The sequence below is a fragment of the Sulfitobacter sp. M05 genome, assembly GCF_029285175.1.
Taxonomy (GTDB): domain Bacteria; phylum Pseudomonadota; class Alphaproteobacteria; order Rhodobacterales; family Rhodobacteraceae; genus Sulfitobacter.
On record NZ_JABEDH010000001.1, the window covers coordinates 862,139 to 878,710 of the forward strand.

Genomic DNA, 16,572 nt, shown 5'->3' on the forward strand with positions numbered 1-16,572 from the left:
GGTGTTATCCTCTATATGGGATGTTAATCGGTTTAACGCAAACCCGCACGTGTGGCCGCGCGCTCGATTGCGGCCTCAACCGCATCCGGGGCGGTGTGTTGCGGCATATGACCCTGACCTGACAGTACAGTCAGAATGCCATCTGGGACGTCTCCCATCAGAATCTGAGCGTGGACAGTGAGCGGCACAATGGTGTCGGCATCCCCATGCACTGCCTCAATGGGCATGTGCAGGTTGCCATAGTTCTTTTTCATATCAACAACATGCGGGCGCAGGGCGTTGACCTGTTGGGCGTTGGCCCGGGTGCTTTCACGCCGCAGGGTCAGGCCCGCATTGATGTGATCGGCATATCCCTCGGGTGCGGACTGGGGTGTGAATATCGAGGTGATGCTGTCAGTGATCATGCGTTGCGGTACAAAGGCGGTGATCAGCGGCACAATCAACGCGCCACCAATTTTTGATCCGAACACACCATAAGTCCATCCCAGATCGCCCGGCCAAGGCTCGGAAACAGCCGAGACAAGGACAAGTGCCGCGGTATCATCAGGACGCCGTAGCCCCCAGGCAAGGGCAACAATGCCACCGAAGGAATGGCCCAGCACAATCGGGTTCGTTACGCCAAGCTGATCAGCGGCCGCTTGCAAAAGCGCGGCTTGTTCAAGTGGTGATTCCGCGTTGTTGTTCCATGCGCCGCCGTGCCCCTTTGGGCGTCCGGTCCAGCCCAGCCCGGGGCGGTCAAACAGGATCACACGGTAGCGGTCGCTCAACCGGTTAGCGAAGCCCAGTGTGAAATCGCGAAGGTTGCCACTGGCACCGTGCAACATAACCAGATCGGGGCCTTGCCCGGTCACATAGGCATGCACATCCACCCCGTTTACGTTCAGGCGCTGGCCCAAGGGTGGGGTTGCTGCCTCGGCCTGTGTTTCGCGCATATAGGCGCGCCCCTGTACCAAGGCGATAAACGCGGCAAACAGTATCGCTAGAACTATCATGCCGCGCCTCACGTTATCGGGTTCCGATGGCCGCCATATCAAAAGGCGTGGTTTGGTATATCTCGTTGATCCAATTGCCATAAAGCAAATGTGCATGACTGCGCCAACGGTTGGTCGGTGCCTGTGTCGGATCGTCGTTCGGGTAATAGTTACAGGGCACGTTGATCGGCGTGCCGTCGGCAACGTCGCGGTCAAACTCCTGTTTCAACGTATCGCTGTCGTATTCAAAATGGTTAAATACATAAAGGGCGCGGTGGGCTGGATCCTGAATAAGGCAGGGGCCCACTTCATCACTGCCCAAAAGGGTGATCAGCCCGTCATGCGCATCCACTTCGGACTGGCGCATTTCGGTCCAGCGCGACACGGGCATCACACATTCGTCAGAGAACCCTCGCAAGAACGGAGAGGCCGGCATCAGGTTGCGGTGTTTGAAGCAGCCAAAGGCCTTGTGTTCCAGAATATGTTTTTGAACACCATGGAAATAGTTGATCATCGCCATCCCACCCCAGCAGACACCAAAGGTCGAATGCACATTGGTCTGGGTCCACTCCATCACGCGGGTCAGTTCCTCCCAATACCCGACATCAAGGAAATCCAGATGTTCAATCGGCGCGCCGGTGATGATCAGCCCGTCAAATTTCTCCTCCATCACCTCGGACACAGGCCGATAAAAGCTCTCCATGTGTGCGGCGGCAGTATTGCGGGTTTGGTGATCGGACATCCGCAGCAGGCTCAACTCGATCTGCAAAGGGGTCGCACCAATCAGACGCGCAAACTGGTTTTCGGTCTGGATTTTCTTGGGCATCAGGTTCAGCAAGGCGATGCGCAATGGGCGGATGTCCTGATGTGCGGCCAAATCTTCGTCCAGCACCATAACACCTTCACGCGTCAACACGTCAAAGGCAGGCAGGTCGGAGGGAAGTTTGATAGGCATAGGGACGGTCCGGTTCTGTAAAAGGCTTAGATAATCCGCCAGCGGGGCACTGCCAAGGGCACAGCACTCACGTTGTGGCGAGTGGTTGGGGCAAGGTTTAAGGTTTAAGGTTCCAGCGTCTGGGCAATCAGTTCGACAAAATCACTTTCGCGGCTGAGACCGGAAATCTGGTCAGGTGTGATGGTCACCCCCCATTTCGACATGGCTTCGTACCGGGGCTGGCGGTGCGATAGGGCCTGCGCATAGGTCCAGCGTACAAAGACATCAGGATCGACATCCGCTTCGGTGCAATTGTTCTGGGTCAGGTAGTCCTGCCAGACACGCACCAGAAATTCGGGTTGATAGGCCATCGGTTTGGGGGCGCGGTCAAAGCGGCGGATCAATTCTTGAGTATGGGCCTCATCCCCTTTGATCCAGATCAGCAAACACTCATCGGACAGCGCCCGCAGCAGGGGATCATTAGGATCATCCGCATTCACCCATTCACAGATCGACCCGCCTGTATCGCAGATAAAGTGATCATACCCGTAGAGCGTCTTGGCGCGGGCGGCGAAATGGGCCGTATCCAGCAAAGCGGCAATTTCGCCCTGCTTAAAGGCTTCTTGCCGGCGGGCATATTCCTCCATTGGCAGGCCGCCCTTGTCAGGATTGCCCGGTTTGCCCAGCCAAGTTGCCACCGGCGATAGGTTTTCAAAGGTGATATTCGAAGCGATGTAAATGCTGTCAGACAACAACAGGTCGCGCAGAAAAGGAACCTTCATCGCCTCGGCTTTGGCATTGTCGAGGATGGTTTCGCCCAGATACCGCGTGCCAATACGGTAATCGATAGAGTAATGAAACCAGTCACATGATCCGCGCAGCAACCCCGACAAATGTGTTTTTCCCAACCCCGACATGCCAAAGACCAATACTTTTCGGCGTGGGGCATCGCGCCATTGTTGAGCGGTGGTGTAGAGCATCTGGCAGGGTCCGTTAGTTAAGAGTGTTGCCCCTACCTAGCCCGCGCAGGGATCAGACGCCAGATGCGCCCGTCCAAGACCAAAAGTCCAAGCGCGAGCAGTGCAAACCCGCCATAGGCAGACGGCAGTAAGGCTTCGTTCAGGACGACGGCACCCAGAACAATGGCAAACGGCGGAATCAATAGGGTGACCAACATCAAGTTGCCACTGCCCGCCATGGCCAGCACGCGGTAGTACAATAGATAGGCCAGCGCTGTGCCGATCAGGGCATAATAGCCGATGGCCAGCACCGTATCGCCTTGTAAATCCAGGGTCAGCGGCCCTTCGACCAACCAGGCGATAGGCAGCATAATTACTGTGGCCCCGGTTACCATACCCGCCGCGGCCACCTGCGGAGGCTGGCCAGCGAGTTGTTTGCGTGCCCAGACCGAGGCCAGCGCATAGGATAGGGTACCCCCGATCACCGCCAGCTGCGCGAGCGAGCGCAGATCGAAACTGATCAAATTTCCAAGACCAATTGCTGTTGCAACCCCGCCAAACCCCAAGGTGACTCCAACTGCTTTGCGCAGGGTAATGCGTTCATCTGCAAAGAAAATTGCTGCCATGATCACCCCAAAGATTGCGGTGGCGGCATTCAAAATTGAGGTCAGACCGGTTTCGATATACAACTGCCCCCAAGCCATCAGCCCGAACGGGATGACATTGTTCAACAGGCCCATGCCGAGAAATCCCAACCAGATTCTCGGATCTCGTGGCACCGGCAGCCGCATCAGCAAGACCACCAACCAAAGCGCCAATGCCGCCCAGCCGACACGGTGTGCCACAGCCGTCAGCGGCCCGACCTCATCCAATGCGATACGGATTGATAGAAATGACGCGCCCCAGATTGCTGCCAGAAGCAACATTTCGACCCATGCGCGTGAAGATATAGATTTTTGTGTGTTCATGTCACCGGCTTATGAGGTGGGGCTGGTGGTGACGATCCGTTTCATGCGGTTTTGCGGGTCTCGAACCAAATGTTCAAATAATTTCCGGCAAAGATGATCACAGCGCCGACAAAAACCCAAACATCAATGGCCTCGTTATAGAGCAGCATCGCAGCCACTGCGACAAGGGGCAGGCGGGCGAAATCAATCGGGGCAACAACTGTGGCAGGCGCGATGGTCAGCGCCTTGGTGATGCAAAAATGCGCCAGCAATCCACAACAGGCGACAAGCACCAGCCAAGGCAGGGCGGCAGCGGATGGAATGGCAATATCGCCATCGTAACCTGCGGCAATCACGCCAAGAACAAGCTGGATCGAGGTCAGATAGAACATGATCGACGTGATGGTCTCGGTCCGTGTCAACCGCTTGGTGAAAACATAGGTCAGGGCAAAGAAAACCGCACATCCGGCGGCGGCAAGTATACCTGCATTCATGCCCTCGACACTGGGGCGGGCCACAATAAGGATGCCGACAAACCCCATCACGGCTGCGATGGCACGCACCTTGGTCAGTTTTTCGCCAAGCAACAGAAAAGACAACACAATCACCCAGAGCGGTGTGGTGAATTCAAGGGCAAACACCTGCGCAAGCGGTACAATCGTGACCGCAAAGAACCATAGGTTCTGGCCGGTAAAGTGAAAGACATTGCGGATCAGATGGGTGCGGATCGAAGCGGTACCAATCTCGCGGTGGCATCCGGTGGAGACAGCAATCAGCACAACCACCAACAAACCGAGCGCGGACCGGTACATCATGATCTCGAAGGTATCGAATTCGCCGCTCAGCGCGCGCCCAGCAACTGCCATGGCCGTAAAACTGACCACAGCACCGATCATCCAAAGGGCGGCCTGCACGGTGCTGTTCATGACATGCCCTTGATCTCGTATTCCCGCGCGATGCCTCTGGTCTCGCGCGCCCAGTCAGAAGCGGCGGCGCGCGTCTGATGCGCTTCAAAGGCTACAGGTGTGGTAAACTCTTCGGCAACCTGCCAGACCAAGGGGTCATCTGTGGCCGTGACATGAAACGAGACACAGCCCGCCTCGGCCCGTGTCAGACGGATATGTTCGTCCAACGCGGCGCGGACGCGTCCGGCCTCAGCTTCATCAGCACAGCGCAGATATCCCTTAAGGGTTACTCCCATTCGATGGTGCCCGGAGGTTTCGAGGTGATGTCATAAGTAACGCGGTTGATGCCGGGCACCTCGTTGATGATGCGGGTTGCGGTTTCGCCAAGGAATTCATGGCTGAACGGGTAGTAATCGGCCGTCATCCCGTCAACTGACGTGACCGCGCGCAGCGCACAGGCGAAATCATAGGTGCGCCCGTCGCCCATCACGCCAACTGTGCGCACCGGCAGAATGGCAACAAAGGCCTGCCAGATGTCATCATAAAGCCCGTGTTTGCGGATCTGATCAATATAGACGGCATCAGCCTCGCGCAGAATGTCGAGCTTGGGGCGGGTGATTTCGCCGGGACAGCGGATCGCAAGACCCGGACCCGGGAAGGGGTGACGACCGATAAAGGATTTCGGCAGGCCAAGTTCGACCCCCAGCGCGCGCACCTCATCCTTGAACAGCTCACGCAGCGGTTCAACCAGTTTCAGCCCCATTTTTTCAGGCAAACCGCCCACGTTGTGGTGCGATTTGATGGTGACTGAAGGGCCACCGGAAAAGCTGACTGATTCGATGACATCAGGGTAAAGTGTCCCCTGCGCAAGGAATTTGGCATCGCCGACTTCCTTGGCGTGTTTCTGGAACACGTCGATGAACAGTTTGCCGATGATTTTGCGTTTGGTTTCAGGATCATCCTGCCCGTCAAGGGCCCCCAGGAACAATTCCTGCTCGTCAGCGTGGATCAGCGGCATGTTGTAATGATCGCGGAACATGGTGACGACCTCTTCGGCCTCGCCTTTGCGCAGCAGGCCGTGATCGACAAACACGCAAGTTAACTGGTCACCGATGGCCTCGTGGATCAGCACAGCGGCGACAGAGGAATCGACACCGCCGGACAAGCCGCAGATCACCTTTTCATCCCCCACCTGCGCGCGAATCGCGGCAATCGCTTCTTCGCGGTAGGCGCTCATCGTCCAGTCGCCCTTGAAACCGGCAAGACGCACGAAGTTTTCGTAGAGTTTCGCGCCATTGGGGGTGTGATGTACCTCGGGGTGGAATTGTACCGCATAGAAGTTGCGATCAGTATCTGCGGTGATGGCAAAAGGCGCATTGGGCGAGGTGCCGAAGACCTTGAAACCGGGGGCAATTTTGCTGACGTGATCGCCGTGGCTCATCCAGACCTGTTCTTTGTCTGTAGCAAACCAGCCCTTCAAAAGAGCCAGCTTTTCGGCCTCGGGGGTGACAAAGGCCCGGCCAAATTCGGCGGTGTTATGGCCGCGCTCGACCTTGCCGCCCAGCATTTCCATCATCACCTGTTGGCCGTAGCAAATCCCGAGAACCGGTACGTTGAGATTGAACACAGAGGCAGGCGGGCGCGGAGAACCTTCAGCAAAAACCGACGCAGGGCCACCTGACAGAATAACCGCTTTCGGATTGAAGGCGCTCAGAAAGGCGTCATCCACCGAATTGAAGGGGTGGATTTCGCAAAACACATTAAGCTCGCGCAAGCGGCGGGCGATGAGTTGAGTCACCTGGCTGCCAAAATCAATGATCAGCAGGCGGTCGTGGTCGGTGGGGGCGATAATTTTGCTCATAGCGCTTGAGTATTGGGGCTTGGCGCGGGTGGCAAGTCCCCGAATGGGGGCCAGCCCCCAAACCCCCGCAGGATTTAGGGCCAAAAAGAGAAGCGAAGGGGGCAATGTCGCTTTTCACCCCCATAAGACGGTATCTGCGGAAGGCGGTATGTGTGAATAGGGTAGCAGATAGAAAAATCTGGACGAGAAGGTGAGCAAATGGCGGAATCAGCACGACGTGGACGTGGACGTGGGGGCGGCGGTGCCGCGCGGCGGGCAGAACGCAGCGCGGTTTCCTTTGAAACGGCCAAATTTATCGAGCGGAATATTCCGAATTTCGAGGTCCTGACCGAAGAAGCCTTGCAGGTTATCGAAACCAATGCCGAGACTGTGCTGGAAGAAGTCGGAGTGAATTTCCTTGATAATCCGGCGGCGATCCAACGTTGGCGCGATGCCGGTGCGGATATCGACGGCGAGCGGGTGCGCATTCCGCGCGGATTGGCACGCAAGCTCTGTGCCACGGCACCCTCGCAATACACCCAACATGCACGCAACCCCGAACGATCGGTTGTGGTGGGCGGCAACAACCTTGTGTTGGCCCCGGTTTACGGTCCCCCCTTTGTGCGCGACGCGGCGGGTGGGCGGCGTTACGCAACGATGGCCGATTTCAACAAATTCGTGAAGCTGGGCTATATGTCCAAATGGCTGCACCACTCCGGCGGGACCGTTTGTGAACCGACCGACGTGCCGGTGAACAAGCGACATCTGGACATGTTGCACGCGCATATGACGCTGAGCGACAAGCCGTTTATGGGGTCCGTAACAGAACCCAGCCGCGCACAAGATTCAGTAGATATGTGCAACATCCTCTTTGGTGAGGAATTTGTGCAGCAAAACACGGTGATGACCTCGCTGATCAACATCAACTCGCCGATGACATTCGATGATGTGATGATGGGGGCACTTGAGGTATATGCGCAGAACAATCAGGCCTGTATCATCTCGCCGTTTATCGTTGGCGGTGCGATGGCACCTGTGTCCGTTGCGGGGACGCTGACGCAGGTCCTGGCGGAGACGCTGGCCGGGATCGCCTATTCCCAACTGATCAAACCGGGCGCACCGGTGATCATGGGGGCCTTTGTCACCTCGATCGACATGAACTCTGGTGCGCCGACATTCGGCACCCCGGAAGCGGCACATATCACCTACGGTGCTGGTCAACTGGCGCGCCGTCTGGGCTTGCCTTACCGTTCGGCCGGGTCGTTCTGCGGATCAAAGCTGCCTGATGCGCAGGCAGCCTATGAAACTGCGAACAGTCTGAACATGGGGCTGTTGGCCGGTGTGAACTTTATGCTGCATTCCTGTGGCTGGCTGGAAGGCGGGCTGGTCAGCTCGTTTGAAAAGTTCGTCATGGATGCTGACCAGCTGGGCACTTTGCATCATCTGGCACGTGGCGTCGAAATCGACGAGAACGCACAGGCAATGGATGCGATCCGCGAAGTTGGACCGGGCGGTCATTATCTGGGCTGTGACCATACGCAGAAGAACTTTAAGACGGCCTTCTGGAAATCGGACCTGCTGGATTACAAGCCGTTTGAAACCTGGGAAGACGAAGGCGGGCGCGACACACAGGCGCTTGCCACACTTCGGGTTGAAAAGATGTTGGCGGATTATCAAGCCCCTGCGCTTGATCCGGCAATCCGCGAAGCGCTTGATGCTTTTGTGGCCCAAAAGAAAAGCGCTGAACCTGACAGCTTTATGTAACTTCGGTTAAAGACGCAGGCCCCTGCGGTGGTGTGGGGGCTTGCAAGCGCTGCAAGACGCGCGCCTCGGCGACCATTGCGATCAAAACATCCAGATGCCGGATCAGGCTGTAGCTGCCATCGGATCCGATGCGCTGCTCTTCTAGCGTGGCCTCAATATCCATCAGTTTCAGCAACACCGCGCCATGTCGGGGCAGGGTACCATAGCCCAGTAGCCGCGGCAGATGGGCGGAACGCCGATACTCCTCTGCGCCAATCCGTGCAGCCCGCATCATCAGGCGAGGACGGTGCAGCGTGTTGAGCATGGTAAGTACATCTTGCATGGCAGAACTCCTTGAGCAGTGAAGCAAAGCGGTGGTGCCGCTTTTCGTTCGGGCCATCATTACACAACCTAAAGGCGTGTTGCGTGGCGGGTATCGTCTGCGTTCGGGGCTTTCACAACTGTTTATGATTTAGCGACAATGCTCTTCAAACCGCAGGATTTTTACCAATCGGTAATCAATGCAACCTGGGGGTACGCAGTTGTACCGTGGGATAACCTATGGATAACTTGGAGAAAACAGGTGGGGAGTGGCGTAACGATGGACCAGTTTGGACAACCGGACAAGGCAGCGGGACGGCCCGAAAACCTGCCCGCATGGGTGCCCATGAGGGCGTTGCGCTACATCGCCCATACCGAGAACGGGGAACCAATACGTGTACTGGCGCGGGCTGCGGGATGCCATGCTTCAACTGTTTTACGGCAAATTCGGAAGGTCGAAATGCGCCGCGATGACCCGCTTGTCGATGCTGCCCTGCGCAAACTGGGGGCGGCTGTCCCGCCACTGAACCGACCACCAGCACTGCAAAACAAGAAGGGAACCGCCGATATGAAAACTGTTTCTGATCAGCCCATGCCAGATGATGCAACGCTGGCGCGTGAATCCATGCGGGTGCTGCGCAGACTTTGCGAGACCGGTGCTGTTCTGGCTGTGGCCGCAGATCTGGACAAAGCGGTGGTCGTACGGGACGGACCGCAGGGGATCAGCACGCGCACGGCAGTCGTTGCCAATTCCGTGGCGCAAGCGATGGCATTGAAAGACTGGATCGCGCCGGCCAATTCCGGGCGCATCATCCGATATCACATTACCACGGGCGGGCGGAACGCTTTGGGTGCGTTTCTGCAACAGTTTGGCATGACAAACGCGTCCGCTTCAGGCATGGCCGAGGCCGCGACACCGTTTCATTTCGACGATGAGACCACCCGCGAAACCGGCACCGAGAATGGCCCCCGGCGGCCAAGGATACCGGTCGGGGAAAGCCCGTTAAGCGCGCTGGCGCGGCGACGCAACAAGGACGGCAAGCCCTTTTTGTCCGAACCACTGGTGCATGCGGGCGAAAGGCTGCGGGAAGATTTTGAACTGGCCCAGATGGACAGCACCACCGTACAAAACTGGGATCAGTTTTTGACGGCTGGTGTGTGCCCCGGTACCCCGCTGGGTTCTGGTGCGGGGAGTGGCGCATCGCAGGCCCGCGCCCGTGTCACCGCAGCGTTGGATGATTTGGGGGCGGGGCTGGCGGATGTTGCGCTGCGTTGCTGTTGCTATCTTGAAGGTCTGGAAGCCGCTGAAAAACGGCTGGGGTGGTCGGCGCGCTCGGGCAAGGTGGTGCTGCGGATCGCCTTGATGCGATTAAAACGGCACTATGATAGGACTGTCGGGCCGGGGGGACCAATGATCGGCTGAACAAAGGCTGCTGGCGTTACCGGATGCAGAGCTGGAATGCGCGCGGCTGGGCTTTCGCTGACGGTTGAATATGTTAGACATGGGGCAATCAAACGGAGCCCCGCCATGCGTGATCTGAAAATTCCCGAACAACGCCACCCAGAAAAAGCCCGCAAGCCAGATAATGCTCAACCGAAAAAACCCAATTGGATCAGGGTGAAAGCCCCTGGTGGCAAAGGCTATGCTGACACGGCCAAGATCATGCGGGACAATAATCTGGTGACGGTCTGCGAAGAAGCAGGATGCCCGAACGTCGGTGAATGCTGGTCACAGGGCCATGCGACCATGATGATCATGGGCGAAGTCTGTACCCGTGCCTGTTCGTTTTGCAATATTGCCACCGGTAAACCGCCCGAAGACCTTGATGTTTTCGAGCCGGGCCGGGTGGCGGATGCGGTGTCAAAGCTTGGATTGAACCACGTGGTGATCACCAGCGTGGACCGTGACGACATCGAGGACGGTGGTGCCGAGCATTTTGCTCAGACCATTCGCGCCGTGCGGCACCGCAGCCCGGGCACCACGATCGAAATCCTGACACCCGACTTTATCAGATGTGGCCCGGAAGCCCTTGAAAAAGTGGTCGAGGCGCGCCCGGATGTCTTTAATCACAACCTTGAAACCGTGCCCGGCCTTTATCCCGAAGTCCGGCCCGGTGCGCGGTACTTCCATTCTCTGCGTCTGTTGCAGCGGGTCAAAGAGCTTGATCCGTCGATGTTCACCAAGTCGGGAATCATGGTGGGTTTGGGCGAAGATCGTCAATCTGTCATTCAGGTGATGGAAGACATGCGCGCCGCCGATATCGATTTTCTGACCATCGGCCAATATCTGCAACCAACACCGAAGCACCACCGTGTGGACCGGTTTGTGCATCCCGATGAATTCGCCTCTTATGAGAAATCCGCTTATGGCAAGGGGTTCCTGATGGTATCTGCCACGCCGTTGACCCGGTCGTCCTATCACGCAGGCGATGACTTTGCGCAGCTGCGCGCAGCACGGAACAAAAAGCTGGGGATCGCCTGATAGGGAAGGCCAAGCGGGGCACAATTGTCAACCTCAGGTTTGGTGCCCCGCAGCTTCATGCGCTGAACGGCGCTAAAACTTTCGCTCAATGCGCTCGGCTTTGGCCCATTCCGGCCAGTACCCCAGCGCTTCGATGCCCCAGATCATAGCGGCGACAACAATAATTCCAAAGACCAGTTTCACCCGTTTGGCTGACGGCGGCCTGCGCGCCCATTGCGACATCCGCATCAGCCAGACCGGGTTCATGTAAAGCGAACCTTACCGATAAAGGGCAGGTTGCGATTGCGCTGCGCAAAGTCGATGCCATAGCCGACAACAAATTCGTCGGGAATTTCGAACCCGGTCCAATCCGCCTTCATATCGACTTCGCGCCGCGTCGGTTTGTCCAACAGGGCAATGGTTTTCAGCCGTGCAGGTTCGCGTGATTTCAACAGGTTGGTGACATGATGCAGGGTATGGCCAGTGTCGACGATGTCCTCGACCAACAGCACGTCACGGCCCTCGATCGCACCGCGCAGGTCTTTGAGAATACGCACTTCGCGGCTGCTTTCCATCCCGTCACCGTAGCTTGACGCTTCAAGGAAATCGACTTCGATCGGCAGGTCCAGTTCGCGCACCAGATCGGCGATAAAGACAAAACTGCCGCGCAACAGCCCCACAACAACCAGTTTATCCGTGCCATCAAACTCGTCGCGGATCTGGCGGCACAGTTCTTCTATCCGTGCGGCAATCGATTTCGCCGAGATCATTTCGTCAATCACATAGCGACGATCAGTCATAGTACAGCCCTTACCTTGGCCCTTGAAATTGCCCGCATAAACGGTGAAACAGAGCTAACCCGAGCCAGCACGGAACGCAATGCCAACCCATACCGAGACCAGAGAGCTGCCCTATTCGGCGCAGCAAATGTACGACCTTGTGGCGGATGTGAAATCCTACCCCGAGTTCCTGCCGTGGACCGCCGCCGCGCGGATTCGCCGTGATGAGGACAAGGGCGACCACCGTGTCATGGATGCCGATCTGGTGATCAGTTTCAAAGTGTTTCGCGAACGCTTTACCAGCCGTGTGGTGCTATGGCCCGCAGCGCGCAAGATCGACACCGAATATCTGGACGGACCGTTCAAATACATGAAATCCAACTGGGCGTTTGAAGAGACCGCAGCAGGGTGCAATGTGCATTTCCACGTGGATTTCGAATTCAAGAACGCCATTCTTCAGGGCATCATCGGTATTGTTTTCAATGAGGCGATGCAGCGAGTCGTGCGCGCCTTTGAAGCCCGCGCCAAAGCGCTTTACGGGCCGGCGGCGTGACAGGCCTTACCGATCAACTGATTGAATTTATGGGTACTTCGGTGCCAGAAGATGCAGCCGCGATGATGCGCCTGTCGTTGTTTGACTGGGCGGCCTGCGGGATTGCCGGGGCCGATGAGACAGAGTTTGACGCTTTTGTCGGGGCACAGCTGGCCCTGCATCAAGGGGGGCATAAGGTCTTTGGCGGTGGCAGTACATCGGCCCCGACAGCGGCGCTGGTGAATGGCACGATAAGCCATGCGCTGGATTACGATGACACTCATTTTGCCCATATCGGCCACCCGTCAGTCGCGGTTCTTCCTGCGGTTCTGGCCCTTGGCGAACAGGTCTCCTGTGATCTCGACGCCCTGACACATGCCGCAACGATTGGCGTGGAAGCCTCTATTGCCGTCGGTCTGTGGCTGGGGCGGGATCACTATCAGGTCGGCTACCACCAAACTGCAACGGCGGGTGCGTTTGGCGCAACTGTGGCGGCGAGTCGATTGCTTGGACTTGACGTAATGCAAACCCGTCACGCCCTTGGCCTTTGTGCCAGCATGGCATCCGGCATCAAGGCGCAATTCGGGACTATGGCGAAACCGCTGAACGCAGGTCTGGCGGCGCGCACAGGTGTCGAGGCCACAGTCTGGGCACAGGCCGGCATGACGGCGGCGCAGGACGGGCTGGCCGGCCCCTTGGGATTTGGCGCAACCCATCACGGGCAGGGGGGGAACGTCGATCTGCCCATCGACGACTGGCGCATCAACAGCATTAGCCACAAGTTTCACGCCTGTTGTCACGGTCTTCATGCCATGCTGGAAGCGCTGCGCGACACGGCGGCGCAACCGGATCAGATCAAGGCGGTTCACATCCGCACCCATCCGCGATGGATGTCGGTCTGTAACATCCAGACGCCCAACACCGGACTGGCGGCCAAGTTTAGCTATGGCCAGACGGCAGCAATGGCCCTGTTGGGCCATGACACGGGTGCCATCGGGAATTTCACGGATGCCATGGCGCAGGACGCGGATGTCCTTGCCTTGCGAAACCGCATTAACGTCAGTGAGGATGCGCGGCTTAGCGAAACGCAGAGTGAGCTGTTGATCACCCTGTCCGATGGCAGCACCGAGAGTCTGCGCCATGATCTGATGTCGCCGATGTCACTGGAAACCCGGGCGCAAAAGCTGCGGGGCAAGGCGGCAGCTTTGCTTGGCGAGGGGCGGGCAGCCCCCCTCTGGAGCGCCACACAGGGGCATTCCCTGCGTGTCTTTCTTGATCAGCTGGTGATGTCGTAGGCGCGTTCGCCATGCACCGAAAGGTCCAGCCCGTTCACTTCGGTTTCAAGGTCAACCCGCATTGGCAAAATCGCACGGCAGACCAGCACCAGAACAACGGTCACCACGACGGTATAGACACCCACAATCGCCAATGATCCCAATTGCGCGGTCCACGACCCCGCACCGAGGGCCGCAATCATGATGGTGCCGAAAATGCCGCCCACACCATGCACCGCAAAGACATCAAGCGTGTCGTCAACCTTGAGCCTGTTGCGCATCAAAACCACTGCTTCCTGACACAGAATGCCGGCAACCGCACCGATTAAAAGCGCCGCCCATGGGCCGACGAAACCAGAGGCAGGGGTGATCGAGGCAAGCCCGGCAATTGTCCCGGTGACAATCCCGACAAGCGAGGATTTCCCGAATTTGATCCGTTCCCACAGGGCCCATGTCAGCGATGCGGTTGCGGCAGAAATATGGGTCACCGTGATTGCCATCGCGGCACCACCGTCCGCGGCCAGCTGCGACCCGCCGTTAAAGCCAAACCAACCAACCCACAAAAGCGCAGCACCGATCATGACCAAACCGGGGTTATGGGGTGGGGTGGTCTGATGTTTGCGTGCGCCCAGCATCACGGCCAGCACAATCGCCGCCAGCCCCGCGGTTTCATGCACCACGATGCCGCCGGCGAAATCCTTGACGCCTGTGTCGCCAAATATCCCGCCATCCGCCAACATGCCGCCGCCCCAGATCCAATGCACCACTGGCGCATAACACATGAGCATCCAAAGCCCTGAAAACAGAACGATAAACCCGAAGCTGATCCGCTCGACATAGGCCCCAACGATCAAGGCCGGTGTGATGATGGCAAAGGTCATCTGAAAGGCAAAGAACAGGATTTCAGGCAGGGTGCCAGTCAGGCTATCGGCGGTCACGCCGGTCAGCCCGATCTTGGCCAGGCCGCCCCAAATACCGCTGGTGCCCGGACCGAAGGCAATCGAATACCCGGCGAGAAACCACAATACCGACATCAAGCAAGCGATGGCATAGCAGTGCATAAACACGCTGAGAACGTTGCGCGACCGCACCAGCCCGCCATAAAACAGGGCCAGTCCCGGCAAGGTCATCAGCAAAACCAGCGCTGTAGCGGTCATTATCCATGCTGTATCGGCAGGGTTCATTGGGGGCTCCATTCAGATCAAAAGATTGGTGCCGGTTTGATTGCCTAATGTTCGGGCAGGCAAAAGGCCTGCAAGCAGATAAGAATTAGGCGTTTTTGAAAGAGTCTAGAATTTAGGCGTATTTTAACTGCAAAGACCAATTTCAGGGCAGTTTATCAAGCGCATCGGCCAGTAGCGCAAGGGCGTGATCCCGGGCAGCCGTCCGGACCACCCCGCGACCAAGGGCACCGAACTCCTGCGTTTCCACTTGAACGCCCGCCTGTGTGGCAACAGCGAAACAGACCCGGCCTTCGGGCTTGTGATCTGATCCGCCCGGACCTGCGATGCCAGTGATCGACACCGCCAGATCGGCCTGTGAATGTGCAAGCGCCCCTTGGGCCATTTCGATTGCAACCTCTTGCGACACGGCGCCGACCGCGGTCAATGTCTGTGGGGATACGCCCAACATCTCGACTTTGGCCGCATTCGAATAGGTCACAAACCCGCGTTCCAGCGCCGAAGATGACCCCGCCACATCGGTCAGAGCCACGGCCACCATCCCGCCGGTACAGCTTTCGGCGCAAGTCACCATCACACCTTTGCTGCAACAGGCCTCGACGATGCGGGCGGCAAGGGACATCGTTACAGCATCCCGTGATAGAGGGCGGCCAATACCAGTACACCAAGCGCTGCAAAGATGCCCGCAATGACATCATCCAGCATGACGCCCAGCGGCGTGTTCATCCGGTCAGCCCAGCCGACCGGCCCCAATTTGGTGATGTCAAACAGCCGGAACAAAGCAAAGGCGGCAATCCAACCGGGCCACATGGCAAGAATGGAAATTTCCATAGACCACGCCGCATAGCTCAGTGGCAAAAGCGCGATCCACTGGCCGACCACCTCGTCTACGACGATCTCTGAAGGGTCGTGATCATCTTGACCTGCGGTCATCCGCGCCGTCGCCCACCAGCCTTTGAAGAACCCCACGACAATCGCCAACGCCAGCAGGGGCAGCCCGCCGATCACATGCAGCAACCATGCCCATGGCAGCGCGACAAGTGACCCCCAAGTGCCCGGTGCTGGCCGGATATGCCCCACACCCATGACGGTGCCAATGAACTGTGCAAGCTTCATGTCTTCACCAATGTTGCGGTCGCCAAAGCGGCAATGCCTTCGCCGCGCCCTGTGAACCCCAGCCGCTCCGAGGTTGTTGCCTTGACCGACACCCGGTCCATGTCCAAGCCGGTAATCGCGGCCAATGCTTCCCGCATCGCTACGGCATGTGGTCCGATCTTCGGATGTTCACAAATCAATGTGCAATCCAGATGGGTAATGGTGAATCCCATTTCGTGGGCCATCCCGACAGCGTGACGGAGAAACATGTGGCTTTCGGCACCTTTCCATTGTGGATCGGAGGGCGGAAAATGTTGACCGATGTCGCCGCGCGCCAATCCGCCATAAATTGCGTCGGTGAGAGCATGCATTCCGACATCTGCGTCCGAATGGCCTTTAAGCCCTTGGTCATGCGCGATCTTGACACCGCAGAGGGTCACATGATCCCCCGCATCAAATGCATGCACGTCGAACCCGTTGCCGGTGCGGATATCCATGAGCGTTCCCTGATCTGACTGCGCTGTTATCTGCCTCTGTCTATGCAAACCCGCTGGCACGCGCAATCGCCGCGGCGTATTGTCTATTTTTTGTGCAATGTAATCTTTGCTGTGGTTAATACCCCCCGTAATT

18 protein-coding genes and 1 pseudogene are annotated in these 16,572 nt (G+C 57.6%); 5 read left to right on the forward strand and 14 right to left on the reverse strand.

What is annotated here, in order from left to right; translation table 11 throughout:
- Positions 1 to 32: 32 nt before the first annotated feature.
- The 7 genes from HKX44_RS04345 to guaA form a co-directional block, all read right to left on the reverse strand.
- The gene (locus tag HKX44_RS04345) at positions 33 to 992 is read right to left on the reverse strand and encodes an alpha/beta hydrolase (RefSeq protein ID WP_276150069.1); all 960 of its coding nucleotides are present in this window, start codon (positions 990 to 992) and stop codon (positions 33 to 35) included.
- Positions 993 to 1,005: 13 nt separating this feature from the next.
- The gene (gene metA, locus HKX44_RS04350) at positions 1,006 to 1,926 is read right to left on the reverse strand and encodes a homoserine O-succinyltransferase (protein WP_276150070.1); all 921 of its coding nucleotides are present in this window, start codon (positions 1,924 to 1,926) and stop codon (positions 1,006 to 1,008) included.
- A 104-nt stretch (positions 1,927 to 2,030) separates the two neighbouring features.
- Complete coding sequence (locus HKX44_RS04355) at positions 2,031 to 2,885, reverse strand: ATPase (RefSeq protein WP_276150071.1); 855 nt, start codon at positions 2,883 to 2,885, stop codon at positions 2,031 to 2,033.
- A gap of 32 nt (positions 2,886 to 2,917) precedes the next feature.
- Positions 2,918 to 3,832 (reverse strand): DMT family transporter, encoded by a 915-nt coding sequence (locus HKX44_RS04360; protein ID WP_276150072.1) that lies wholly within the window; start codon positions 3,830 to 3,832, stop codon positions 2,918 to 2,920.
- A 41-nt stretch (positions 3,833 to 3,873) separates the two neighbouring features.
- Positions 3,874 to 4,737 (reverse strand): DMT family transporter, encoded by an 864-nt coding sequence (locus HKX44_RS04365; protein ID WP_276150073.1) that lies wholly within the window; start codon positions 4,735 to 4,737, stop codon positions 3,874 to 3,876.
- Positions 4,734 to 5,012, reverse strand: coding sequence for an antibiotic biosynthesis monooxygenase (locus HKX44_RS04370; protein WP_276150074.1), 279 nt, complete (start codon positions 5,010 to 5,012; stop codon positions 4,734 to 4,736). Before HKX44_RS04370 ends, HKX44_RS04365 begins: the two co-directional genes overlap by 4 nt.
- The gene (guaA, locus tag HKX44_RS04375) at positions 5,003 to 6,577 is read right to left on the reverse strand and encodes a glutamine-hydrolyzing GMP synthase (RefSeq protein ID WP_276150075.1); all 1,575 of its coding nucleotides are present in this window, start codon (positions 6,575 to 6,577) and stop codon (positions 5,003 to 5,005) included. Before guaA ends, HKX44_RS04370 begins: the two co-directional genes overlap by 10 nt.
- A gap of 198 nt (positions 6,578 to 6,775) precedes the next feature.
- Between guaA and HKX44_RS04380 the strand changes: the two genes are divergently transcribed.
- Positions 6,776 to 8,320, forward strand: coding sequence for a trimethylamine methyltransferase family protein (locus HKX44_RS04380; RefSeq protein WP_276150076.1), 1,545 nt, complete (start codon positions 6,776 to 6,778; stop codon positions 8,318 to 8,320).
- Here HKX44_RS04380 and HKX44_RS04385 read toward each other — a convergent pair.
- Positions 8,313 to 8,642, reverse strand: a complete 330-nt coding sequence (locus tag HKX44_RS04385; RefSeq protein ID WP_276150077.1) for a DUF6477 family protein — start codon at positions 8,640 to 8,642, stop codon at positions 8,313 to 8,315. The genes HKX44_RS04380 and HKX44_RS04385 overlap by 8 nt on opposite strands.
- 258 nt (positions 8,643 to 8,900) lie before the next feature.
- Here HKX44_RS04385 and HKX44_RS04390 point away from each other — a divergent pair, with 258 nt between their 5' ends.
- Both HKX44_RS04390 and lipA read left to right on the forward strand, forming a co-directional pair.
- A complete protein-coding gene (locus HKX44_RS04390; RefSeq protein ID WP_276150078.1) occupies positions 8,901 to 10,043 on the forward strand; it encodes a DUF6456 domain-containing protein in 1,143 nt (380 codons plus the stop codon).
- 105 nt (positions 10,044 to 10,148) lie between these two features.
- Positions 10,149 to 11,102: a lipoyl synthase gene (gene lipA, locus HKX44_RS04395; RefSeq protein ID WP_276150079.1), complete on the forward strand. Its 954-nt coding sequence runs from the start codon at positions 10,149 to 10,151 to the stop codon at positions 11,100 to 11,102.
- A 72-nt stretch (positions 11,103 to 11,174) separates the two neighbouring features.
- Here lipA and HKX44_RS04400 read toward each other — a convergent pair whose 3' ends face one another.
- Complete coding sequence (locus HKX44_RS04400) at positions 11,175 to 11,348, reverse strand: hypothetical protein (RefSeq protein WP_276150080.1); 174 nt, start codon at positions 11,346 to 11,348, stop codon at positions 11,175 to 11,177.
- Positions 11,345 to 11,881, reverse strand: a complete 537-nt coding sequence (hpt, locus tag HKX44_RS04405) for a hypoxanthine phosphoribosyltransferase (RefSeq protein WP_276150081.1) — start codon at positions 11,879 to 11,881, stop codon at positions 11,345 to 11,347. The genes HKX44_RS04400 and hpt overlap by 4 nt, the downstream gene beginning before the upstream one ends.
- 79 nt (positions 11,882 to 11,960) lie before the next feature.
- Here hpt and HKX44_RS04410 point away from each other — a divergent pair, with 79 nt between their 5' ends.
- Both HKX44_RS04410 and HKX44_RS04415 read left to right on the forward strand, forming a co-directional pair.
- The gene (locus HKX44_RS04410) at positions 11,961 to 12,413 is read left to right on the forward strand and encodes a type II toxin-antitoxin system RatA family toxin (RefSeq protein ID WP_276150082.1); all 453 of its coding nucleotides are present in this window, start codon (positions 11,961 to 11,963) and stop codon (positions 12,411 to 12,413) included.
- Positions 12,410 to 13,687 carry an MmgE/PrpD family protein gene (locus HKX44_RS04415; RefSeq protein WP_276150083.1) on the forward strand — a complete coding sequence of 426 codons (1,278 nt, stop codon included), beginning with the start codon at positions 12,410 to 12,412 and terminating at the stop codon, positions 13,685 to 13,687. Before HKX44_RS04410 ends, HKX44_RS04415 begins: the two co-directional genes overlap by 4 nt.
- Here HKX44_RS04415 and HKX44_RS04420 read toward each other — a convergent pair.
- The 4 genes and pseudogenes from HKX44_RS04420 to ispF all read right to left on the reverse strand — a co-directional run.
- Positions 13,669 to 14,850 (reverse strand): ammonium transporter, encoded by a 1,182-nt coding sequence (locus tag HKX44_RS04420; RefSeq protein ID WP_276150084.1) that lies wholly within the window; start codon positions 14,848 to 14,850, stop codon positions 13,669 to 13,671. The genes HKX44_RS04415 and HKX44_RS04420 overlap by 19 nt on opposite strands.
- A gap of 142 nt (positions 14,851 to 14,992) precedes the next feature.
- Positions 14,993 to 15,469, reverse strand: a complete 477-nt coding sequence (locus HKX44_RS04425) for a CinA family protein (RefSeq protein WP_276150085.1) — start codon at positions 15,467 to 15,469, stop codon at positions 14,993 to 14,995.
- Positions 15,470 to 15,471: 2 nt separating this feature from the next.
- Positions 15,472 to 15,963: a phosphatidylglycerophosphatase A gene (locus HKX44_RS04430; RefSeq protein ID WP_276150086.1), complete on the reverse strand. Its 492-nt coding sequence runs from the start codon at positions 15,961 to 15,963 to the stop codon at positions 15,472 to 15,474.
- Positions 15,960 to 16,439: pseudogene (gene ispF / locus HKX44_RS04435) on the reverse strand (2-C-methyl-D-erythritol 2,4-cyclodiphosphate synthase); the annotation flags it as partial. The gene HKX44_RS04430 and the pseudogene ispF, both read right to left, overlap by 4 nt.
- Positions 16,440 to 16,572 lie beyond the last annotated feature (133 nt).